Source organism: Promicromonospora sp. NPDC019610, from assembly GCF_044389365.1.
GTDB lineage: Bacteria > Actinomycetota > Actinomycetes > Actinomycetales > Cellulomonadaceae > Promicromonospora.
Genome location: NZ_JBIRXX010000002.1, coordinates 1,747,365 through 1,767,723, shown reverse-complemented (window position 1 = coordinate 1,767,723; position 20,359 = coordinate 1,747,365). Strand labels below are relative to the sequence as shown.

Genomic DNA, 20,359 nt, shown 5'->3' with positions numbered 1-20,359 from the left:
CAGCTAGCAGCAGGAAGTACTACAAGTGGCGTGGAGACGTCAGGTTCGAGCTCAGCTCGGCTACCCGAATGTCACGTCGCCGAGGTCTTCGAGGGCGGCCCACAGCCTCGCCGCGACGTGTTGGTCCTCGGCTTGTGCGGGAATCCCGGCCCAGGCTGGCAATCCGCTGAGTGCCATGAACCCTGCGGGGCCGTAGTAGGCGCCGGCCTCAGCCTGCGGCGACGTTGCCGCGTACAGGGTGGGCAGAGCGCCCCGAGCCGCCGGCTGGTACAGGAAAGGCATGAATCTGTGATTGCGCCCTTCCGTGCTGTCCAGACCGGGGCCGTCCGGGACCAGGTTGGTGCGGGCGACGCCAGGGTGTGCTGCTACGGACGAGATACCCCAGTCCTTCGCGACGCTGCGGCGCTGCATCTCGAAGGCGAGCATGAGGTTGGCTAGCTTGGAGTTGCTGTAGGCCGCCCCATAGTCATAACCGTGGAGGTGTTGGAGGTCGTCGAAGTTGATCACGCCTGTGGACGCGCGAAGGCTGGAGACCCAGACCACGCGTGGAGAGTTGCCCTCGCGCAGCAGGGGCAGCAGCTGGGCCGTCAACGCAAAATGGCCGAGCGTGTTCGTGGCGAGAACCCGTTCGAATCCATCGGTGCTCACTTCGCGGTCAAGCTGCCCCATGTAGCCGGCATTGTTGACGAGAAGGTCGAGACGTGATCGTGAGGTGCACATCCGTTCGGCAAATCCGGCTACCGAGGCGAGGTTCGCAAGATCCAGCGTCTCGAAGCGGATCGAGGAGCTGGGGACCGCTTCCCTGATCTGCCGAACGGCTTCGGTGCCCCGTGCCTGGTCGCGGGACGCAATGGTCACGTCCGCCCCTGCGCGGGCGAGCTCAAGGGCGTCGTGAAAGCCCAGGCCGCTCCGATCTTCTTCTGGATAGCCGTTGCCGCCCGTGACGAGCGCCGAGAGCCCCTGCAACGAAGGGATGTCAGCCGCCGTCCAGTCGGGGATTCTCGGCAGTCCCTGCTGTCGCGGGGACAGCGCCGGCCGGTTTGCGATGAAGGCAGTGGTGCCGCCGCCCACTGCCATGACACCGGCGCCCACCGCGGCGTACCGAATGAACGAACGGCGGGACAAACCCATCTTCTGAGCTTTGACGGGCCCATCCTCTGCCGGGGTATCTGTCATTGCATGAACCTTCTGCTGGTGGGTTTCACCTTGCCTGGTCCAGCAAGGTTCCTCCACGAGGGTGTCGACTTCCAGGACCCCCCGATCCATGGATAGCCGTGCCGTGGGAGAACCTCGAGGTCGGGTGGGTCTGTCCGGTGGGCGGTCGAGGCCGGTCAGGCTCGGGCACGGCGCGTGGTCCACCGGGGGTGGCGTTGTCGTGCTCCGCGACGTCGCTCAGGATCTTGGCGGCGGCGAGGTCGTCGCGGAGAGCGAGCCGGTCGAAACCGTCGACCGCGGGGTAGACGTAGCGCCCGAGCGTCGCGATGAGGACCGCTCCGAGCGCGAGGATGCCCATCAGTACCGCGATGACCGGGTTGTAGGAGCGCAGCTCGTCGTAGCCAAGGCCCACCAGCAGCGGGCCGAGGGCACTGGCCAGGAGAACACGGTCTGGACCGAGCCGATGATCTGGCCGGAGCTGCGCATGCCGAGGTAGCGGGTAATGAGCAGAGCCAGCAGGTCGCCCTCGACGCCGACGCGACGCCGATGAACGCGACCGCCACGGCGGCGGTGGAGAAGTGCAGCTGGAGGAAGAGCATCCCGGCGATCGGGGCGAGCATCACGACGGGGCCCACGATCGAGCCGTGGACGTGGTCGATGATGATGCTGCCGGCGACCCGGCCAACGAGCGAGGCCAGCCGAAGTCGACCAGAAGGTGCCCGCGGCCGTCGACCCGCGTCTCGGGGACGAGCCGCTCGCGGACGTGCCGTTCGGCGCGGCCCCGCACGAACACCGTGAACATGGTGACGGACACGACGACGGCGATCAGCGCCAGGTAGCCATAGGCCCGCCGCCATCCGACGCTGTTGATGAGCGCATCGGCGAGCAGGGGACCCGATGCGGCGCCGAGACCGACGATGCCCGTGCCGACGGCCAGCGCCCGGTCGTGTGGCTGAACCCGGTGCCCTCGACGATCGGCGGTACGGACAAGCCGGTGGTGGCCAGGTACATCTGGGGTCTGCAGCGTTGACCGTGCCCGCCCCCACCACGACCCACCAGGGCCTCCAGTGCCTGGTGGGTGGTCGGCGGACAGAACTCATACAGCTACTCCTGCGGCTCGCGCTCGGTTCTTGTCGTGAGCGGCAACGAGAGCACCGAGAAGCTGAAGCTGACATCCGCCGTCGGGCCGACCTCGGCCTGGGATCGGTAGGTCCTGGCTGTGTCCCTCCGTGTGCCACAGAATCTCGCAGAGTCCGGATCGACAGGAGTCCGGACGCCCCTGAAGAGAAGGAGACCTCGATGGATAGCGTTGCGCTGTTCACGATCGTGGGAGTGATCGCGCTGGGCGCGATCAGTCCTGGTCCGAGCTTCATCGTGGTGGCACGCACCGCGTTGGCGGCAGGCCCGGGTGAGGGTCGTCTGGCGGCGGTGGGGATCGGGGCGGCCAGCCTGGTCTTTTCTGTGATCGCGGTGACCGGCCTGGGCGTGGCGCTGGTCTACGCCGGGTGGCTGTTCACGGTGCTCAAGGTGGCCGGCGGGATCTATCTGGTCTACCTCGGGGTGCGGATGTGGCTCGCGCGACGGACCGGGGCGCCGGTCGAGGCGGGGGAGATGCGCGTGGGGTCACGGCGGGCGTTCCTGTCGGCGATGCTCACGCACCTGAGCAACCCGAAGACCATCGTGGTCTACGGGAGCATCTTCGCCACCGCGTTGCCGCACGATGCGTCCGTGGCCACGCTGGTGGCGGTGCCGCTCGGTGTCACGCTGGTGGAGTCGGCGTGGTACCTGATCGTGGCGACGGTCCTGTCGAGGACGGGGCCGCAGCGGGTCTACGCGCGCAGCGTGGGCGTGGTCGACCGGGTGGCGGGCACGTTCCTGGGCGGCTTGGGGGCGTACTTCGCCGTCGACGGGATCCGCACAGCCGTACGCTGACGGGGCTCGGTCGCCCGGCTGTGTCAGGCAAACGAGACCTCGGCGAGTCCCTCCAGCGTGTTCCAATACCTGGCTGCCAGCTGAGGGTCGCGGGCAGGTTCCGGGACGACGGCGTAGCCCGGCAGCCCGCTCAGGCCACGGAGCTGCTTGGGGCCGTAGTAGCCGCCGCCCGCAGCCTGCGGCGATGTCGCGGCGTACAGGGCGGGCAGGGCTCCGACGGCCGGGTCCTGCCAGATGAAGGGGATGTACCGGAAGCGCCAGCCCTCCGGGGTGTCGAGCCCCGGTCCGTCAACGACGATGTTCGTGCGGGCGACACCGGGATGCACGGCGATGCTGGTGACCCCCCAGCCGGCCGCCTTGCTGCGGCGCTCGCACTCGAACGCCATCAGGAGGGCGCCGAGCTTGGTGTCGTCGTACGCCGGCCCGTACTCGTAGTGGCGCTCCTTCTGCAGGTCGTTGAAGTTGATCGTGCCGGTGCGGGAGCTGGACGTCCAGACGATCCGGGGTTCGGAGCCGTTCCGCAGGAGCGGGAGGAGCTGCGCGGAGAGCGCGAAGGGGCCGCGGGCGTTGGTTGCGAAGACCCGTTCGAGACCGTCCGCAGTCTCCTCGCGCTCGATCCGGCCTTGGACGCCCGCGTTGTTGACCAGCAGGTCGAGGCGGTCACCGCGGTCGCTCACCCGGGCGACGAACGCGCTGATGGACGCGAGATCGGTGAGATCGAGCGTCTCGAACCGCACGCTCGCCCCGGGCGCCGCGGCGCGGATCCTGCGCACCGCCTCCTCACCGCGCTCGCGGTTGCGGGACGCGATCGTCACGTCCGCGCCCGCGACCGCCAGGGCGAGCGCCTCGTGGTAGCCCAGCCCGCTGCGGCCCTCGCGCGGGTAGCCGTTCGCGCCGGTCACGACCGCTCGCCGGCCCGCCTGCGACGGCATGTCCGCCGTCGTCCAGTCCGGCAGTTCCGCGCCCGGGGCGGTGATCCGCCCTGCCCCGAAGGAGACGGCGCCGGCCGCGAGGCCGACAGCGGCCATCTGAAGCAGCGAGCGGCGGGAGAGGACTCGACGCGGCTCGTGCTGATCGTCGTCCGACTCGGCCGGCCTCGGTCGGTCCCTGCCGGGTTCGGGCTCGCCGGACGGGCCGGGGGTGCGGATCGGGCGTCGTGTCATCTTCTGCTCCTCGTTCTGGCCCGCGCCGCGGCGGGCTGTGGTACCGATCTTTGGCGGACGGCACAGACCTATCCAGGACCCACCGATCAGAGGCTGGCTGTGCCGTGGTCGGGTCTGCACAGGGGAATCGGCCAGCGGCTTGTCGATCCGGACCAGGCCCACTCGCTGCGCTGACGCACGCGCTGCAGGTTGGTGAGCAGCTGAGAGGCCGCTTCCCGAAGAGAAGCGGCCTCTTAGGCACGGGGCCCGGAACCACTCGGCACGGTGGTGCCCGCAGCCCGGCCCGGGTGGGGCCGCCCTCCCGGCCACGCGGTGTCTGCCGGGCGGTGACAGCGGGCGTTAGTCGACGAGCAGCAGGCCCGCCAGCGCGCTGGTGGCGGCTGCGACCGCGAGTGCGACGGAGGCAGTCCGTGGCTCGTGTCGGCGTGTCTGGGTGACGGTCGCGCCGATCATCAGCGCGGTGAGGCAGCCCGCCGCGAGCGGAGCGAGGGCCGGGGCGATGTTGGTGGCGAGGGGGAGTATCAGTCCGAGCGCACCGGCCACCTCTGCGGCGCCGATCGCCTTGACGGCGGGGGTGGAGAAACCCTCGACGAATGTCATGCCTGCGGAGGCGAGGGCTGGCTTGGGGCGTGTGAGCTTGGCCCCGCCGGCGCCGAGGAAGATGAGGGCGAGTGCGGAGTTGAGGATCCAAAGGGCGATGATCATGGGTTGCTCCCGGAGACGGGCTCGGCGTGGGTGTCAGGCTGGGGTGTGAGGTAGGGGTCGAAGCGATGCTGTACACCGAGGCGGCGCGCGAACCATGCACCGAGTCGGACCAGGATGCGCTGGAGGCCGAGCGGCATGCCGACCACGAAGCTGTCGGACTCCTCGATCACGAGTGCCGCCTCGAGCAGGTTGCGGGGCAGCCCGAACCGGTTCGCCCGGCCTGCCGCTTCGCGGCCGAACCCTGCTCGGATGGAGCGTTCGTAGGCCGCACCAGGACGGGCGACGAACCGGAAGACGACCGGCTGGTCGCCGCCGTTGTAGTAGCGGTGGGCGAGCCCGATCGGCACCACGACGGACTGGCGTGCCGAAAGCTGTACGGCTCGTTGCTCGCCGATGTCGAACCACAGCACACCCTGCGCCGTCGTGAACGTCTCCTCGAAGCCGGTGTGCATGTGCAGCGGTGGGCCCTGCCCTCCGGCCTTGAGGACGACCTCGGTCTCGACCGAGGCATCGCTGCTCTCCTCGGCCGAACGCAGGAACGTGACACTCACGCCCATCGCGTCGCTGGCGACGGTGCGGGGCAGTCCGGACGGCGTGCGTGCGTCGGACGGGCTGTCGTCATCCGACCGGTATCGATGCGGCATACGAGGCCTCCTAAACGGAATATCTTCCACTTGGCCGACGAGCCTAGCATAAACGGAAACTATTCCGATTGAACCGAGTCGTCGTACGCTCGTCCCATGACGATCGCCCGCTCCGAGCTCCGCGCGGATGCCGCGCGCAACCGGGCTGCCCTGCTCGACGTCGCCCGGGAAGCGCTCGAGCATGAGGGGGCGCTGCCACCCTTGGCGGACCTCGCGCGCCGCGCCGGAGTCGGGGTGGGGACGGCGTACCGCCACTTCCCGACCACCGACTCCGTGCTGGCCGGGCTGGGAGAGGAGGGGATGCGTGACCTGCTCGCGACCGTCAGGAGCGCAGCAGCGATACCTGACCCTCGCAGTGGTCTGGCGAAGGTGATCGCATCGGTCGTGGACAGCGCGCTGGCGGACCCGGGTGTTGCGATGATCCTTGAAGGGATGGAGCAGGAGGACGGTGAGCTATCGCCGCTGGCGACCGAGCTGGCCGAGGTCGTCGACGGGCTTGTCGCGCGTGCTCGTGCGGTGGGCGCGATCCGGCGAGGCCTCGGCACGGACGATGTGCGACGTCTGGTCACAGGTCTGGTGCACGCGCTGCGTGGCGTGCGAGAGCGGCCCGATCCTGACAGTTATGTCCGAGTCCTTCTGGACGGGATGCGCGACCCGTCGAGCGGCGCCGGGGGTACTGGCTGAGCCGGATCCGCGCCCCCAGTGCCCCCGACGTGGGGGACCGTGACTAGGGAAGCAGCACGATCTTTCCGAGCTTTCCGCGCTGCACGAACGACTCGTAGGCGGCTGCGGCGTCGGCCAACGGGAAGGTCGCCGCGACTGGGACCAGGATCCTTCCGGCGGCGACGAGTGGGAGCACTTCTCGCTCGACCGCGCGCATCGCCGAGGCCTTGTCCTCGAACGGCCGGCTGCGCAGCGTGCTGCCGCGGATGGTCGCACGCTTCGCCCCGAGCACAGCCAGATCGATGGTGGCCTCACGGGTTTCCGGGGACGCGCCGATGACGACGATCCGACCGCTGAGGTTCAGAGCCCTCAGGTCCGACTCGACGTTGCTCGCCCCCACCAGCTCCAGGACGACGTCGTAGGGGCCGTGGCCGGCTATCTCTGAAGGGTCGATGGCCACAGCGGCACCGAGGGCGACGACGGCGTCCCTCGTCCCGGGACTGCGAACGGAGGCGACGACCTCCGCCCCCGCAGCGGACGCGATCTGGACACCGGCGATGCCCACGCCCCCCGCGGCGCCGTTGACGAGGACACGTTCACCCGGTCGGACCGCCGCCTGTGCGACGAGCGCGTCGTGGGCGGTGACGAATACCTCGGGGAATCCGCCGGCCTGCTCCCACGAGAGGGCGTCCGGTACGGGCATCAGCTGCCGCTCGTGAACGGCCATCAACTCGGCCTGGGCGCCACCACCCACGACGGCCATGACGCGGTCGCCGACCGAGAAGCGTCGGGCGTAGGGCCCGCGAGCGATCACCTCACCTGCCAGGTCCAGCCCTGGTATGTCCGGCGGTGAACCGTATGGGGCCGGGTAGAGGCCCATCCTTTGGCCGAGATCGGCCGGGTTCATTCCGGCGGCGCGAACACGTACCAGCACCTCGCTCACTCCGGGAACTGGGTCGGGGTGTTCCCGGACTGCCAGCACACCTTCGGGTTCTATGGTCAGCGCTCTCATGGGACTGCCTTCCTCGATGCGTGGGTCGTGCTGGGCCTGGTGACGCAACCCCCGACGAGCAGATCAATCGGTGCCGCGACCGTCGTCCTCTACCTCGGAGACCATGCCGCATCACGACCGAGGAGTGCGAGCATCCGGACCATCGGATCATCGCTGGTGCACGGGATCGGAGGGGCGACGATTCCCAGCCCGGCAAATTGCTCGACGTTCTCCTGTGCCCAGACCAGACAGAACGCCACCGCGTCAGGGTCCAGGGACCGGTCCTGACCGGACCCGCATGCCAGGTCCCATTCGTGAACGGTCAGGTCTACGAACATCTGCTCGGCGTAGGTCGACAGCGGAGCGTCACCCATGGAGAGATGGACCGTGGCCCTCGCGTCAGCAACTGCCCACCTGGGGCGAGATCCGCGAGCAGCGCCTTCCCATGCTGCGACAGGCTCCGTCCCGACCAGATCGCCGTCGTAGCGACTACCCACCTGCTCAAGGGTCTCGTTCGCGAGGATGTGGGTCGCCCAGAGATGTTCGCTCACCAGGTGGTTGACGAGGTCCCGGACGGTCCACTCCGTACATGGGGTCGGGTCGTCCCAGCGCCCGTCGGGGACGGCGCGCACCCGGGTGTCGAAGCGGTCGATGGCCTTGGCCATCGGGGGCAGCGTCGATGCGTCCATGCAGAGTTCGCGTTCCTTGTCGCCTCGGGATGGAGTCAACTGCGGCGGTGCTGCGCCAAGGCTGGCAACCGCGAGCAGAAACATCCAGGACCTGTCGATCCCTGGCTGTGGGGTCGTGATGACACGGCGGGGGTCGGGACCGGTGCCGCCCCCGCTCATCAGGGCACCGGCGGCAGGTCGAGGTGAGCTGCCGATCCTGTGATCGGCAGGGCCTGGATCGGTCTCGGCAGCCCACCGACGATTGATGTCATGGCCGAGCGTGCAACGTGAATGCTCGCACAAGGAGCAGACCGATCCGGCAGGAAAAGCCGCCGCGGTCGCCCGGTCCTCGAAAGGAACAATCATGGACGAGCATGTCTCTCAGACCGGTCCGGAGGTCATGCGTGACCTGGTGCGCGCCGCGAGCAAGGACCCGCAACGGCTCGAGGCGATGACCGGCTCCCTCGTCGACCAGACCCGGCACGAACCCGCGGTGGCCCGGGCATTGACCATCGCCATACGCGCCGCCCTGCGACCCACCCCACCACCAGGACACGGGAAGTCCAGCACCCTGTCACTGCCCGGCTTCGACGAGCAGCTGCGCGACGCCCTGGACGACGCGATCCGCGCCGGCACGGTCACCGACGCAGAAGTCGACACCTACCTGTGGCTCCTCCAGCAGAATCCCGGCCGGTACGACACCTTCGACCAGCTCGTCAGGGTTGTTCGGCAGGCGATGACCAGCACCTGAGAACAACGGAAGGGTCTATCCCGCGCCCACCCTCGGCGCCGCGGGCAGGTCGAGGTGTACCGTCAGCCCGCCTTCGGGGTTGGGGTGCAGCGCGAGGGTTCCGCCGTGCGCTGTGGCGACGGCCGCCACGATGGCCAGCCCCAACCCGTGCCCGGAGCCTCGGGTCATCGCACGTCCAGCACCGCGGACGAACGGCTCGGTGAGGGAGTCCAGGGTGTCGGGGCCGACCGGCGGGCCGGAGTTGGTGACAGTCACGCGTGCCGACGTCCCACGGGTCAGAACGTGCACCGTGGCGTGTCCGGAGGGCACGTTGTGCCGGATGGAGTTGCGCACGAGGTTGGTCGTGGCCTGCCGCAGCAGTACGGGGTCGCCCTGCACGGAGCATGGCGCGGATGCGGCGACCAGGTCCACGTCGGCCATTGCCGCCTCGTCGGAGAGCTCCGCGACGACCCCCTGGACCAGTTCGGCGAGGTCGACCGGTTCGCGGGTCGGGGTGCCCGAGTCGGCATCGGCGAGGTCCAGGAGCGCGTCGATGGTCTCGATGCTGGCCCGGTTGACCTCACCGATGCGTTCGGCGAGGGCGCGCAGCTCGGTGGGGTCGGTGTCCGGATCGGCTAGCGTCACGTCGATCATGGTCTTGGTGGTCGCCAGCGGTGTGCGCAGCTCGTGGGAGGCGTTGGCGGCGAACCGTCGGTGCGCGGTGAACGAGCGGTCGAGCGACGCCAGCATGCGGTCGAAGGTATCGGCAAGGCCGCGGATCTCGTCGTCCGGGCCGTCCAGGACGATGCGTTGGTCGAGTGTGCCTGCCGTGGCGCGGGCAGCGGCCGCATTGATGACTGCGAGCGGCTTGATGATGCGCCCGGCCACCATCCAGCCCACCGCTCCGCCGATCATGGCGAGCAGTACAAGTGCTACAACGGACGCGATCAGCAGGTTGTCCAGAAAGTCGGCGGCGGTCCTGATCTCAATACCTGCGCTGTAGCCGGTGGGGCCGGCCGGGCTCACCGGCGTGAGCCCGGTCGAGCCCGAGGTCCCGGTGGGCTCGGCCGGGCCTGGTCCCAGCGTTTGTGCCTCGATGATCTGATAGTTGGGTACATACCGCATGTAGAGGTACACGATCGTGATCAGTACCGCACCGCAGCCGGTCATCAGCCCCGCGTAGCTCAGGGTGAGGCGGGCCCGGATGGTCAGTCGGCGCCGCCGCCCGGCGCCGACCCGCGCGCCCGGGGCGGTCGTGCCCGAGTCCGTGGTTCCGGTGCCAGTCATCGGACGCCGAACCGGTAGCCGGCACCGGGAACGGTCTCCACCAGCTGGGGTTCGCCCAGGCGTCGGCGCAGGTTCGAGACCGTGACGCGAATGGTGTTGGTGAACGGGTCGGCGTTGGCGTCCCACGCACGCTCCAGCAGCGTCTCCGCGCTGAGCACCCCTCCGTCCGCGTTCATAAGAATCTGCAGCACGGCGAACTCCTTGGGGCTCAGCCGCACCAGCCGGCCGTCGCGGTAGACCTCGCGGCGGAACGCATCGAGCCGGACCCCGTGCCCTTCGACCACCGGGGGCCGCGCGGGCTGGCTTCGCCGCTCCAGCGCCCGCAGCCGCACCACCAGCTCAGGGAACTCGAACGGCTTGAGGAGATAGTCGTCGGCACCTAGCTCGAACCCGGAGACCCGGTCGCCGAGAGAACGGGCGGCGGTGAGCATCAGGACACGCACGCCCGGGTGGTGCTCGGCGAGTTGTCGGCAGACCTCGTCGCCGTGGATGCCGGGCAGGTCGCGGTCGAGCACCACTACGTCGTACGTGTGCTCCTCCACCGCGTCGAGAGCCGCGCGGCCCTCGTGGACCACGTCGGCGGCGATGGTCTCGCGGCGCAGGCCCTTCCGGATGGCGTCGGCGAGGTAGGGCTCGTCCTCGACGATCAACACGCGCACTGCCAACCTCCGACCACGGGGACACGACCGGACCAGACAACCACACGTGATGTTGGGAAAACATCAAGGTTCCTCTGAACGCCCTGATAACGGGCGCGCTGCTGGAGTGGGTCGGTGTCCACGGACAGCCCGTGACACCGATCCGAGGAGACCCTCATGCGTACGAACCGTCCCACCCGGCTGACCGTCGCCGTGTTGGCGATCCCGTTGCTGCTCGCCGCCCTGACGGGGTGTGGCCCCGACGATGCCGACGCGTCCGGCCAGGACGACGGCTCGGGCAGCAGCTCCGACAGCTCGACCTCCGACCGGTCGTTCGACGAGTACCAGCTCGATTTCGCGTCCTGCATGCGCGACAAGGGCATCGACATGCCCGACCCCGACAAGAACGGCGGCTCGATCGAGGCGCCCGCGGGCGACGGGTTCATGGAGGCTGCTCAGGCCTGCCAGGAGGAGCTCGGTCTGCCGCCCGCCGCCCCGGGCGGAGGTCCCGGCATGTCGGACGAGGAGCAGCGCGCCGAGTGGCTGGAGATCGCGGCGTGCTTCCGCGAGAACGGCGTGGACGTGCAGGACCCGGGCCCCGGCGAGGAACTCACCATCCCCTCGGACGTGGCGGGAGACATGTTCGAGACGTGCGCACCGCAGGGCGTCCGCGGTTCTACCGGGGTGAGCAACTGATGACTGGTACCGACCAGCGCACCGGGAACCCACCGCCGAACGGCGAGCCCTCGCACCGACGTCGAGGGCGCATGGTGGCTTGGCTGGCTGTCGGCGTTGCGGCGGCCGGTGGCGTGGGGGCGGGAGTACATGCCTTCGCGAGCTCGGCCGAACAGCAGAACACGGCCACACAGGTGTTCCAGGGTGACACCGACGAGGTGGTACTGGGCGACCTGGAAGGCAGCACCACCGCCGCGGGAACCCTTCGGTTCTCCGACCCGCGCGAGATCCAGTCAGCCAGTGCCGGAGTAGTGACCATCCTGCCGAAGGCCGGCACCGAGGTGCGCCCCGGCGAACGACTGTACGGCGTGGACAATGTGCCGGTCTTCCTGCTGGAGGGCGGCCTGCCCGCCTGGCGTGGCTACGAAAGTGGCATGAGTGACGGACCCGATGTACGCCAGCTGGAGCAGAACCTGCGCGCCCTGGGTCATCTTCAGGAGCAGCCCGACAACACGTTCACCTGGGCCACCACCGAGGCGATCATGGACTGGCAGGAGGAGAACGACCTCAAGCGCACGGGCGAGCTCCCACTCGGGTCGGTGCAGTTCGCGGGCGGCGCCCTGCGGATCGGCACCCTCACCGCATCCATCGGTGACCAGACAGCGCCCGGGGCCGAGCTGTTTGAAGCGACTGGCACCGAACAGGTCGTCAACGTGAACTTACGGCTTGCCGACCAGCAGCTCGCCGTGCTCGGCACCGAGGTGACAGTGCGGCTACCCGGCGGCGAAGAGACCACCGGGCGGATCACCTCGGTCGGGACCCCGACCGAGACGGAGGACGGGAACGGACAGCCGCAGACCGTCATCCCGGTCCTGGTCGCACTGGACGACCCCAAGGCCGCCGCTGCCTTCCAGGAGGCCTCGGTGACTGTCGATATACCCAGTGCCCGCCGCGAGGATGTCCTTTCGGTGCCGGTCGGCGCACTGATCGCTATCACGCCGCAGCAATTCGGCGTGGAGGTGGTCGACGCCGACGGGGGTACCCGTCAGGTGCCCGTCGACACCGGCCTGTTCGCTGGCGGTCGGGTCGAGATCTCCGGCGACGACGTGGGCGCAGGCCAGCGAGTGGTGGTGCCACAACGATGACTGTACTGATGACCGCGCCGCGTTCGAACCCGATCGTCGCGCTCGAGGACGTACAGCGCAGCTACGGTGATCCGCCTGTGCTTGCCTGTGCTGGCGTGACCCTGCAGATCCTGCCTGGTGAGCTGGTCGCGATCGTGGGCCCCAGCGGGTCGGGCAAGTCGACGCTGCTCAACCTCATCGGCACGCTCGACCGCCCTACCGCGGGCGTGGCACGGATCGACGGCCTCGACGTGGCCGAGCTGGATGACCGGTCGCTCTCGGCACTGCGCGCCCACCGGATCGGGTTCGTGTTCCAGCAGTTCCACCTCGCCGAGGGCGTCAGTGCCCTGGACAACGTGGCCGACGGGCTGCTGTACGTCGGCGTCCCGCAGGCGGAGCGGCGCCGACGAGCCGTCTTCGCGCTGGAGCGGGTGGGACTGGGCCACCGGCTCGACCACCGGCCCAACCAGCTCTCCGGCGGCGAGCGCCAGCGCGTGGCGATGGCCCGCGCGGTAGTGGGCGATCCGCCCCTGCTCCTGGCCGACGAACCCACCGGCAACCTGGACAGCGCGTCGGGGGCTGCGATCGTCAAGCTGCTCCACGAGCTCAACGACCAGGGCACGACCATCGTCGTGATCACGCACGACGTGGACCTCGCCGCGCAGCTTCCCCGTCGGATCGCTGTCCGCGACGGGCGCGTGGTGAGCGACACACGTGCTCCGGGGTCGGCGCCATGAGCACGAGGACGTCGACTCGTCTCCCGGCCGTGGAGCCCGGCACTCGCCCGGCACCTGCCCGGTCCCGGCTGCTCGGGCGGGACGTGCTACGGCTGGGCACCACCGGTCTGCGGGCCCGGCCCATGCGTGCCGTGCTGTCCGCGCTCGGAATCGCCATCGGCATCGCCGCGATGATCGCTGTGGTCGGCGTCTCGTCGTCCAGCCAGGCCAGACTGAACGACCAGCTCGCCGCGCTCGGCACCAACCTGCTCACAGCACGGGCCGGCACGAGCCCCACCGGCGAGCAGACCGCCCTGCCGCCGGACACGGTGAGCAAGGTCAGACGGGTGGACGGGGTCGTCAGCGCAAGCAGCACGGCGACCTTGCCCGAGCCCGTCTACCGCAGCTCGCTGTCGGACCCGGCCGCCACCGGCGGGATCACGACGATGGTCGCCGACCAGAACCTGCTCGGCGTGATCTCAGGAGAGGTGCGTTCTGGCGTGTGGCTGAACCCAGCCACAGCCACCCTCCAGACCGTCGTGCTCGGCGGCACGGCCGCCGAACGCCTGGGTGTGGTGGTACCGGGCACCCAGGTCTGGCTGGGCGGCACCTACTTCACCGTGGTCGGCATCCTGGCTCCTGTGGCACTGGCCCCGGAGCTCGACTCCGCCGCGCTCGTGGGGCACGGGATCGCCGGTGACCTGTTCGGTTTCGACGGCAGCCCGACCGTGGTCTACGAGCGGTCGGCGGACGACGCTGTGGAGCAGGTCCGTGAGCTCCTCGCGCCAACGATCGCGCCCGAGGCGCCCGACGAGGTCGAGGTGTCGCGCCCGTCGGACGCACTGGCCGCCCGGACGGCCGCGAACCAGGCGTTCACGGGCCTGCTGCTCGGGCTCGGCTCGATCGCGCTGCTGGTCGGCGGCATCGGCGTGGCCAACACCATGATCATCTCGGTGCTGGAACGACGACGCGAGATCGGCCTGCGTCGGTCGCTGGGGGCCACCCGTGAGCACGTCCTTGCCCAGTTCCTGGCGGAGGCCCTCCTGCTGTCGGCGCTGGGGGGCGTGTTCGGCAGCGCGTTCGGCGCGGTCGCGACGGCGGTCATGGCAGGCGTCAACGGCTGGCCGTTCGCGCTTCCGCCGTTCGCCATCGTCACCGGCGTGGGCGCCACCCTTGCGATCGGGGCGGTGGCGGGTCTGTACCCGGCGGTCCGCGCCGCCAGGACCCCGCCCACCGCGGCGCTCAACTCCTGATCGTGCGGTTCGGTGAGCCGGGTCGGTTCGACCTGGCCCACCGAACCGCCGGCGCGGGCAGATCTGGTCAGGCCGCATCGGCGCCGAGCTGGCGCAGGACAGCCCGGTTGTCGGTGCGAACGTGCTCGTCGACCGCCATGGCGACCGGCCGCTGCCGCTGGAACTGGACGTCACCGACCAGCCCGGCCATCGCCGTGGCCGTCCATGCCGCCAAGCAGCAGTTCGGTGGCATGCACTTGGTGGTCGATAACGCGGGGCACATGCTCAGAGGCGGTCTGCGAGCATTTCCTCGGACCGCTCCCAGAAGCGCCGGGCGAGGTCGCCGTCGAGCGCCTGCGGGTTGCGCGGGGTGCTGGCCCTGCGGTCGTAGTAGTAGGCCCCGGACTGCCAGTCGGTCCCCGGTGTCCCCTCGGCGAGCCAGACGATCTGGTCCGCGCCCTGATCGGGCGTGCGGAGCAGCGCGCGTCCGATCAGCGGACTGGTGCCGAGGAATCGCACGAGCCGCATGACCGGGTTCGTGGTGTCGGAGGCAAAGTTCGTCGCGATGTTGCCGGGGTAGAAGGACGCCGCCGAGAGCCCGGCTCCGTGGTGACGGCGGTGCAGCTCGTTGGTGAACAGGATGTTCTCGAGCTTCGCGGCGCTGTAGACACGCCCCGGCTCGTAGCCCCGTTCGTGCCCGAGGTCGTCCAGGTCGATCGTGCCGGCGAACCGGACCGTGCTGGACGTCTGCAGCACCGAGGCTCCCGACGCGACGAGCGTGTCCAGCAGCAGGCGGGTCAGCAGGAACGGCGCGAGATGGTTGACCTGGAAGATCTTCTCGAACCCGTCGACCGTCACGGTTCGCTCGCCGAACACCCCGCCGGCGTTGTTCGCCAGAACGTCGATGCGCGGGTATGCCGCGGCGAGCTCACCCGCCAGCCGCTCGACGTCGTCGAGCCGCGTGAAGTCCGCGACGTGGCCCCGGACGCCGAGCTCAGCGGCCACCGCCTGGGTCTTCTCGGGGGAGCGGCCCACTACGACCACGGTGTGCCCGTTCGCGTGCAGGCGGCGCGCGGCAGCGGCGCCGATACCGTCGCTCGCCCCTGTGATGACGACGACCTTCTTCTCGCCCATGATCACCCCTTCTAGTGACTGTGTGTCAAATATGGGACACAGTACCAGGACTGGACTGTAGTACCGTGCGGAGGTGAGTCCGAACAACGTCGCGAGCGGCGCGCGAGCCCGAGCCCGTCAGGCGATGCGCGCCGAGGTGGCCACGATCGTGGGAGACCTGGTCCTCGAACGGGGCTACGAACAGACAACCGTGGACGACATCTGCGCGGCCGCGGAGATCTCCCGGAGCACGTTCTTCCGGTACTTCCCTTCCAAGGAGGACGCGCTGTTCGGCCAGACCGCGGACGCCGGCGACGACCTGCGCGTTGCCCTGGCGGCCCGGCCCGACGGCGAGACACCCTGGACCGCGATGCGGCGGGCGCTCGACCCGCTCATCGAGAAGTACGAGGCGGACGACGAGCGCACCCGGCGCCTGACGCGCCTGATCGTCACCACACCCGCGCTGCTCGCCCGGCACCAGGAGAAGAACGCGCGCTGGCACGAGTTGCTCCGGCCCGAGGTCGCCCGGCGGCTCGGGGCAGATCCGGCGGACCGCTCCGACCCCCGGGCCGACGCCGTGATCGCCGCGGCGCTCGGCTGCGTGCAGGCGGCTCTGACCGCATGGACCGTGGGCGACCGTCCGCAGTCCCTCCCTGCGATCCTCGACCGTGCCATGGGGCCTATCGCCGGAAGGGTCTGACATCCCCGCCTTCAGCCCGTCGTCCCCGAGGTGATGTTCCCCGTCATCCCTGGCCCAGATGGCTCATCGTGTCGGCACTTGCTCGTGCAACGGTCCGGTCGGCAGGCTCCGGAGGGATTCGCGATACAAGGCATCCCAGTGCGGCGCACGGCCAGGTCTGGAGAAGTGGAGGGGCTGGTGTCCAGTCCTCTCGCTCCCGCCGGAACTCGCATAGGGCCCGACAGATTGTCAGCATGGCTGGTGTCACCCGTCCGTGCAGCAGTCCCCTTGCAGCAACCGCCAGCGGCCACGGCCGCCCAGTCGAGGTGGCTGTGGTGCAGAGCACCGCGGGAGCGGGAGTTTGACTGCTGCTCGAAGTTCGTCCAGTCCGCCTGAACCGTGATCGGACTTGCGATGCACTAGCCATAGGTCTCGGTAGAAGGAGACCGTGTACGCGGACTCGTCGGAGACCTTGCGGGCCCTCGCCCTTCTTCAGGTGGTCGGTCGACGATGTGTAGTGAAGGCCCAGGTCGAGGAGCAATTCGCGCCACGTTCCCACGTGTTCGACCAGGTCGGGCGTCCACCACCCCAGAAGTCACACGGAGAAGTACTTCGCCTCCGGGTGGTGGAACACGAACGCGTCCGTCGACTGCTCCGGGTGCAGCTGCAGCTCGTCCGACAGCGTCACGCCCACCCGCTCCGGGCGCAGCAGCTCCACGACCTTGTGCCGGTCCTCCATGTCGGGGCACGCCGGGTACCCGAGCGACATCCGCGCCCCGCGGTACTCCAGCTTGAACATGCCCTCCACGGTCTTCGGGTCCTCGTCGCCGAAGCCCAGCTCCGAGCGCACCCGGGAGTGCCAGAACTCCGCCAGCGCCTCCGTGAGCTGCACCGACAGCCCGTGCAGCTCCATGTACTCGCGGTACTTGTTGGCTTCGAAGAGGCGAGCGGTGTGCGCCGAGACCGTGTCGCCGACGGTCACGAGCTGCACCGGCAGCACGTCGAACCGCCCGGTCTCCTCGACGAAGGACCGCGGCCGGACGAAGTCCGCCAGGCACAGGTGCCGGTCGCGGCGCTGCCGCGGGAAGTGGAACCGCAGCCGCTCGGTGCCGACCTCGCCCCCGGAGCCGCCGTCGGGCGCCCCGATCCCGTCGAGGTCCCCGTGGTGCGCGACGACGACGTCGTCCCCCTCGGACCACACCGGGAAGTACCCGTACACCACCGTCGGGTCCATGATCTGGTCGGTGCGGATGCGGTCCATCCACTCGGCGAGCCGCGGGCGGCCCTCGGTCTCGACGAGCTCCTCGTACGAGGCACCGTCTTCGGAACGACCGGGCTTGAGACCCCACTGGCCCATGAACGTGGCGCGCTCGTCCAGGAAGGCCGCGTACTCCGAGAGCTGCACGCCCTTGACGATCCGCGTGCCCCAGAACGGCGGGTCCGGCACGGGGTTGTCGGCGGCGACGTCGGAGCGGGCGGGGAGGTCCTCGGGAGCCGTCTGCGTCACCGTCACGACGTTGTGCCGCCGCTTGCGCAGCGCGGGCAGGCCGACGTCGTCCGGCGACGCGCCCCGCGCGATCCGCACCAGCGGCTCCATGAGTCGCAGGCCCTCGAACGCGTCCTTCGCGTACCGCACGGTGCCGGGGAACTGGCCCGCGAGGTCGTCCTCGACGTACGTGCGCGTCAGCGCGGCCCCGCCGAGCAGCACCGGCCAGCGCTTCTCGAATCCGCGGGAGGCCAGCTCCTCCAGGTTCTCCTTCATCACCACGGTCGACTTCACGAGCAGCCCCGACATGCCGATCACGTCGGCGTCGTGCTGGATCGCGGCGTCGATCATGGCGCTCACCGGCTGCTTGATGCCGATGTTGACCACCGTGTAGCCGTTGTTCGTCAGGATGATGTCCACGAGGTTCTTGCCGATGTCGTGCACGTCGCCGCGCACCGTGGCCAGCACGATCGTGCCCTTGGACCCGTTGTCGCCCTCGACCCGTTCCATGTGCGGCTCCAGCAGCGCGACGGCGGCCTTCATCACCTCCGCCGACTGGAGCACGAACGGGAGCTGCATCTCGCCCTTGCCGAACAGCTCGCCCACCACCTTCATGCCCTCCAGCAGGTGGTCGTTGACGATGTCCAGCGCCTTCATCCCGGCGCCGAGCGCCTCCTCGACGTCCGGCTCCAGACCCTTGCGGGCGCCGTCGATGATGCGCCGTGCCAGCCGTTCGCCCACGGGCAGCGCCAGCAGCTCCGCGGCGCGCTGGTCCCGGATCGCCCCGGCGTCCACGCCCTCGAACAGGTCCAGCAGCTTGGACAGCGGGTCGTACGTCAGGTTCCCGTCGGCGTCCCACTCGCGCTTGTCCCACACGAGGTCGAGCGCCGTCTGCCGCTGCTCGTCCGGGATGGAGGACAGCGGCAGGATCTTCGCCGCGTGCACGATCGCCGAGTCCAGCCCCGCCTCGGTCGCCTCGTGCAGGAACACCGAGTTCAGCACCGCCCGCGCCGCCGGGTTCAGGCCGAACGACACGTTCGAGACGCCGAGCGTGGTGTGCACGCCGGGGTACTTGCGCGTGATGCGCCGGATCGCCTCGATGGTCTCGATCGCGTCGCGCCGCGTCTCCTCCTGGCCCGTGGCGATCGGGAAGGTCAGGGCGTCGACGATGATGTCGTCCACCCGCATGCCCCAGTCGCCCACCAGGGTGTCGATGAGCCGCGACGCGATGGCCACCTTGCCGTCGGCGGTCCGGGCCTGCCCCTCCTCGTCGATCGTCAGGGCGACGACGGCGGCGCCGTGCTCCACGACCGCCGGCATGATCCGCCCGAACCGCGACGTCGGCCCGTCGCCGTCCTCGAAGTTGACCGAGTTGACCACGCCGCGGCCGCCCAGCAGCTCCAGGCCGGCGCGGATCACGGCCGGCTCCGTGGAGTCGATCACCAGCGGGAGCGTCGACGCCGAGGCCAGCCGGGAGACGACATCCCGCACGTCGGCGACGCCGTCGCGCCCCACGTAGTCCACGCACACGTCCAGCAGGTGCGCGCCGTCGCGCGTCTGGGCGCGCGCGATGTCCACGACGTCGTCCCAGCGGGCCTCCAGCATCGCCTCGCGGAACGCCTTGGACCCGTTGGCGTTGGTGCGCTCGCCGATCGCGAGGAAGCTCGTCTCCTGACGCAGGTCCGTCGCGGAGTACAGCGAGGCGACGGCGTTCTCCCGTACCGGCTCGCGCGGCGCCACGGGCTGCCCGCCGACGGCCTCGACGACCAGGCGCATGTGCTCCGGCGTGGTGCCGCAGCAGCCGCCCACCAGGCCCAGGCCGAACTCGCGCGCGAACTGCGTGTGCGCGGCCGCCAGCTCCTGCGGGGTCAGCGGGTAGGACGCGCCGTGCGGCCCCAGCACGGGCAGGCCCGCGTTCGGCATGCACGCCACCGGCATCTGCGCGTGCTGCGACAGGTGCCGCAGGTGCTCGCTCATCTGCTCCGGACCCGTGGCGCAGTTCATGCCGATGGCGTCGACGTCCAGCGCCTGCAGCGCCACCAGCGCCGCGCCGATCTCCGAGCCCATCAGCATGGTCCCGGTGGTCTCGACGGTCACCGACACGATGATCGCGACCCGCTGCCCGGTCTCGACCATCGCCTGCCGGCAGCCCGTCACCGCGGCCTTGGACTGCAGCAGGTCCTGGCTGGTCTCGATGAGCAGCGCGTCCGCTCCGCCCTCGATGAGGCCCGCCGCCTGCTCCGCGAAGGTGTCCCGCAGGTGCTCGTACGTGGTGTGCCCCAGCGACGGCAGCTTGGTGCCCGGGCCCATCGAGCCCAGCACCCATCGAACACGGCCCGGCTCCCCGTCCTGCGCCGTGTAGGCGTCGGCCCGCTCGCGCGCGATCCGGGCGCCCTCGCGGGCCAGCTCCCGGATGCGGTCGTCGATGCCGTAGTCCGACAGGTTCGACCAGTTGGCCCCGAACGTGTTCGACTCGATGGCGTCCACACCCACCGCGAGGAACGCGTCGTGCACCCCCGCGATCAGGTCGGGCCGCGAGACCGTCAGGATCTCGTTGCAGCCCTCCAGTCCCTGGTAGTCGTCCAGGGTCGGGTTCGCCTCCTGGATCATCGTGCCCATCGCGCCGTCGGCCACGACCACGCGCGTGCGCATCGCCTCCAGCAGGGCGGCGGAACGCTCGGCGAGCGTGGGCAGGGCGGCGGGCAGCGCGGTCACCCGGGCAGCGTAAGCCTTGGCAGGACGACGACGCCGTCCGTGC

The 20,359-nt window shown here is 69.9% G+C and carries 21 protein-coding genes; 10 read left to right on the top strand and 11 right to left on the bottom strand.

Annotated elements, in window-relative coordinates; genetic code table 11:
* Window positions 1–60: 60 nt before the first annotated feature.
* Window positions 61–1,176, bottom strand: a complete 1,116-nt coding sequence (locus ACH45N_RS19585) for an SDR family oxidoreductase (RefSeq protein WP_397396863.1) — start codon at window positions 1,174–1,176, stop codon at window positions 61–63.
* Window positions 1,177–1,375: 199 nt separating this feature from the next.
* On the opposite strand from ACH45N_RS19585, the gene ACH45N_RS19580 reads away from it, so the two are divergent.
* The 3 genes from ACH45N_RS19580 to ACH45N_RS19570 all read left to right on the top strand — a co-directional run bounded on the left by ACH45N_RS19580 (window position 1,376) and on the right by ACH45N_RS19570 (window position 3,087).
* Complete coding sequence (locus ACH45N_RS19580; protein ID WP_397396861.1) at window positions 1,376–1,651, top strand: hypothetical protein; 276 nt, start codon at window positions 1,376–1,378, stop codon at window positions 1,649–1,651.
* Between the two features lie 219 nt (window positions 1,652–1,870).
* On the top strand, window positions 1,871–2,185 hold the full coding sequence (locus ACH45N_RS19575) for a hypothetical protein (protein ID WP_397396859.1): 315 nt from the start codon (window positions 1,871–1,873) through the stop codon (window positions 2,183–2,185).
* Between the two features lie 269 nt (window positions 2,186–2,454).
* Window positions 2,455–3,087: a LysE family translocator gene (locus ACH45N_RS19570; protein WP_397396857.1), complete on the top strand. Its 633-nt coding sequence runs from the start codon at window positions 2,455–2,457 to the stop codon at window positions 3,085–3,087.
* 23 nt (window positions 3,088–3,110) lie between these two features.
* Here ACH45N_RS19570 and ACH45N_RS19565 read toward each other — a convergent pair whose 3' ends face one another.
* The 3 genes from ACH45N_RS19565 to ACH45N_RS19555 form a co-directional block, all read right to left on the bottom strand.
* Window positions 3,111–4,115: an SDR family NAD(P)-dependent oxidoreductase gene (locus tag ACH45N_RS19565; protein WP_397396855.1), complete on the bottom strand. Its 1,005-nt coding sequence runs from the start codon at window positions 4,113–4,115 to the stop codon at window positions 3,111–3,113.
* Window positions 4,116–4,589: 474 nt separating this feature from the next.
* Window positions 4,590–4,955: a DoxX family protein gene (locus ACH45N_RS19560; RefSeq protein WP_397396853.1), complete on the bottom strand. Its 366-nt coding sequence runs from the start codon at window positions 4,953–4,955 to the stop codon at window positions 4,590–4,592.
* The gene (locus ACH45N_RS19555) at window positions 4,952–5,599 is read right to left on the bottom strand and encodes a cupin domain-containing protein (RefSeq protein ID WP_397396851.1); all 648 of its coding nucleotides are present in this window, start codon (window positions 5,597–5,599) and stop codon (window positions 4,952–4,954) included. Before ACH45N_RS19555 ends, ACH45N_RS19560 begins: the two co-directional genes overlap by 4 nt.
* Window positions 5,600–5,695: 96 nt before the next feature.
* Here ACH45N_RS19555 and ACH45N_RS19550 point away from each other — a divergent pair, with 96 nt between their 5' ends.
* The gene (locus ACH45N_RS19550; RefSeq protein ID WP_397396849.1) at window positions 5,696–6,283 is read left to right on the top strand and encodes a TetR/AcrR family transcriptional regulator; all 588 of its coding nucleotides are present in this window, start codon (window positions 5,696–5,698) and stop codon (window positions 6,281–6,283) included.
* A gap of 43 nt (window positions 6,284–6,326) precedes the next feature.
* On the opposite strand, the gene ACH45N_RS19545 is transcribed toward ACH45N_RS19550, so the two are convergent.
* A complete protein-coding gene (locus tag ACH45N_RS19545) occupies window positions 6,327–7,274 on the bottom strand; it encodes a zinc-binding dehydrogenase (RefSeq protein WP_397396847.1) in 948 nt (315 codons plus the stop codon).
* 89 nt (window positions 7,275–7,363) lie between these two features.
* Window positions 7,364–8,026, bottom strand: coding sequence for a TIGR03086 family metal-binding protein (locus ACH45N_RS19540; protein ID WP_397396845.1), 663 nt, complete (start codon window positions 8,024–8,026; stop codon window positions 7,364–7,366).
* A 160-nt stretch (window positions 8,027–8,186) separates the two neighbouring features.
* On the opposite strand from ACH45N_RS19540, the gene ACH45N_RS19535 reads away from it, so the two are divergent.
* Window positions 8,187–8,672 carry a hypothetical protein gene (locus ACH45N_RS19535; protein WP_397396843.1) on the top strand — a complete coding sequence of 162 codons (486 nt, stop codon included), beginning with the start codon at window positions 8,187–8,189 and terminating at the stop codon, window positions 8,670–8,672.
* 15 nt (window positions 8,673–8,687) lie between these two features.
* Here ACH45N_RS19535 and ACH45N_RS19530 read toward each other — a convergent pair whose 3' ends face one another.
* Both ACH45N_RS19530 and ACH45N_RS19525 read right to left on the bottom strand, forming a co-directional pair.
* The gene (locus ACH45N_RS19530) at window positions 8,688–9,821 is read right to left on the bottom strand and encodes a sensor histidine kinase (RefSeq protein ID WP_397396841.1); all 1,134 of its coding nucleotides are present in this window, start codon (window positions 9,819–9,821) and stop codon (window positions 8,688–8,690) included.
* Window positions 9,822–9,934: 113 nt separating this feature from the next.
* Entirely contained in the window at window positions 9,935–10,597 is a 663-nt protein-coding gene (locus ACH45N_RS19525; RefSeq protein ID WP_397396839.1) for a response regulator transcription factor, read from the bottom strand.
* 156 nt (window positions 10,598–10,753) lie between these two features.
* Here ACH45N_RS19525 and ACH45N_RS19520 point away from each other — a divergent pair, with 156 nt between their 5' ends.
* The 4 genes from ACH45N_RS19520 to ACH45N_RS19505 all read left to right on the top strand — a co-directional run bounded on the left by ACH45N_RS19520 (window position 10,754) and on the right by ACH45N_RS19505 (window position 14,344).
* Entirely contained in the window at window positions 10,754–11,272 is a 519-nt protein-coding gene (locus ACH45N_RS19520) for a hypothetical protein (RefSeq protein ID WP_397396837.1), read from the top strand.
* 71 nt (window positions 11,273–11,343) lie between these two features.
* Window positions 11,344–12,396, top strand: a complete 1,053-nt coding sequence (locus ACH45N_RS19515; protein ID WP_397396835.1) for a peptidoglycan-binding protein — start codon at window positions 11,344–11,346, stop codon at window positions 12,394–12,396.
* Between the two features lie 8 nt (window positions 12,397–12,404).
* Window positions 12,405–13,112: an ABC transporter ATP-binding protein gene (locus ACH45N_RS19510; protein WP_397396833.1), complete on the top strand. Its 708-nt coding sequence runs from the start codon at window positions 12,405–12,407 to the stop codon at window positions 13,110–13,112.
* Window positions 13,109–14,344: an ABC transporter permease gene (locus ACH45N_RS19505; protein ID WP_397396831.1), complete on the top strand. Its 1,236-nt coding sequence runs from the start codon at window positions 13,109–13,111 to the stop codon at window positions 14,342–14,344. Before ACH45N_RS19510 ends, ACH45N_RS19505 begins: the two co-directional genes overlap by 4 nt.
* Window positions 14,345–14,411: 67 nt before the next feature.
* On the opposite strand, the gene ACH45N_RS19500 is transcribed toward ACH45N_RS19505, so the two are convergent.
* Both ACH45N_RS19500 and ACH45N_RS19495 read right to left on the bottom strand, forming a co-directional pair.
* The gene (locus ACH45N_RS19500) at window positions 14,412–14,558 is read right to left on the bottom strand and encodes a hypothetical protein (protein ID WP_397396829.1); all 147 of its coding nucleotides are present in this window, start codon (window positions 14,556–14,558) and stop codon (window positions 14,412–14,414) included.
* Window positions 14,559–14,608: 50 nt separating this feature from the next.
* The gene (locus ACH45N_RS19495; protein ID WP_397396827.1) at window positions 14,609–15,457 is read right to left on the bottom strand and encodes an SDR family NAD(P)-dependent oxidoreductase; all 849 of its coding nucleotides are present in this window, start codon (window positions 15,455–15,457) and stop codon (window positions 14,609–14,611) included.
* Window positions 15,458–15,530: 73 nt separating this feature from the next.
* Here ACH45N_RS19495 and ACH45N_RS19490 point away from each other — a divergent pair, with 73 nt between their 5' ends.
* The gene (locus ACH45N_RS19490; protein ID WP_397396825.1) at window positions 15,531–16,136 is read left to right on the top strand and encodes a TetR family transcriptional regulator; all 606 of its coding nucleotides are present in this window, start codon (window positions 15,531–15,533) and stop codon (window positions 16,134–16,136) included.
* A gap of 574 nt (window positions 16,137–16,710) precedes the next feature.
* Here ACH45N_RS19490 and metH read toward each other — a convergent pair.
* Window positions 16,711–20,253 (bottom strand): methionine synthase, encoded by a 3,543-nt coding sequence (metH, locus tag ACH45N_RS19485; RefSeq protein WP_397397524.1) that lies wholly within the window; start codon window positions 20,251–20,253, stop codon window positions 16,711–16,713.
* Window positions 20,254–20,359 lie beyond the last annotated feature (106 nt).

Bases quoted from the DNA above. Each gene is read 5' to 3' on its own strand.
- ACH45N_RS19560 (WP_397396853.1), bottom strand. From the start codon at position 4,955: ATGATCATCGCCCTTTGGATCCTCAACTCCGCACTCGCCCTCATCTTC.
- ACH45N_RS19515 (WP_397396835.1), top strand. From the start codon at position 11,344: ATGGTGGCTTGGCTGGCTGTCGGCGTTGCGGCGGCCGGTGGCGTGGGG.
- ACH45N_RS19530 (WP_397396841.1), bottom strand. From the start codon at position 9,821: ATGACCGGCTGCGGTGCGGTACTGATCACGATCGTGTACCTCTACATG.
- ACH45N_RS19585 (WP_397396863.1), bottom strand. From the start codon at position 1,176: ATGACAGATACCCCGGCAGAGGATGGGCCCGTCAAAGCTCAGAAGATG.
- ACH45N_RS19570 (WP_397396857.1), top strand. From the start codon at position 2,455: ATGGATAGCGTTGCGCTGTTCACGATCGTGGGAGTGATCGCGCTGGGC.
- ACH45N_RS19555 (WP_397396851.1), bottom strand. From the start codon at position 5,599: ATGCCGCATCGATACCGGTCGGATGACGACAGCCCGTCCGACGCACGC.
- ACH45N_RS19520 (WP_397396837.1), top strand. From the start codon at position 10,754: ATGCGTACGAACCGTCCCACCCGGCTGACCGTCGCCGTGTTGGCGATC.
- ACH45N_RS19510 (WP_397396833.1), top strand. From the start codon at position 12,405: ATGACCGCGCCGCGTTCGAACCCGATCGTCGCGCTCGAGGACGTACAG.
- ACH45N_RS19495 (WP_397396827.1), bottom strand. From the start codon at position 15,457: ATGGGCGAGAAGAAGGTCGTCGTCATCACAGGGGCGAGCGACGGTATC.
- ACH45N_RS19535 (WP_397396843.1), top strand. From the start codon at position 8,187: ATGTCATGGCCGAGCGTGCAACGTGAATGCTCGCACAAGGAGCAGACC.
- ACH45N_RS19565 (WP_397396855.1), bottom strand. From the start codon at position 4,115: ATGGCCGCTGTCGGCCTCGCGGCCGGCGCCGTCTCCTTCGGGGCAGGG.
- metH (WP_397397524.1), bottom strand. From the start codon at position 20,253: ATGCGCACGCGCGTGGTCGTGGCCGACGGCGCGATGGGCACGATGATC.
- ACH45N_RS19550 (WP_397396849.1), top strand. From the start codon at position 5,696: ATGACGATCGCCCGCTCCGAGCTCCGCGCGGATGCCGCGCGCAACCGG.
- ACH45N_RS19540 (WP_397396845.1), bottom strand. From the start codon at position 8,026: ATGTTTCTGCTCGCGGTTGCCAGCCTTGGCGCAGCACCGCCGCAGTTG.
- ACH45N_RS19545 (WP_397396847.1), bottom strand. From the start codon at position 7,274: ATGAGAGCGCTGACCATAGAACCCGAAGGTGTGCTGGCAGTCCGGGAA.
- ACH45N_RS19505 (WP_397396831.1), top strand. From the start codon at position 13,109: ATGAGCACGAGGACGTCGACTCGTCTCCCGGCCGTGGAGCCCGGCACT.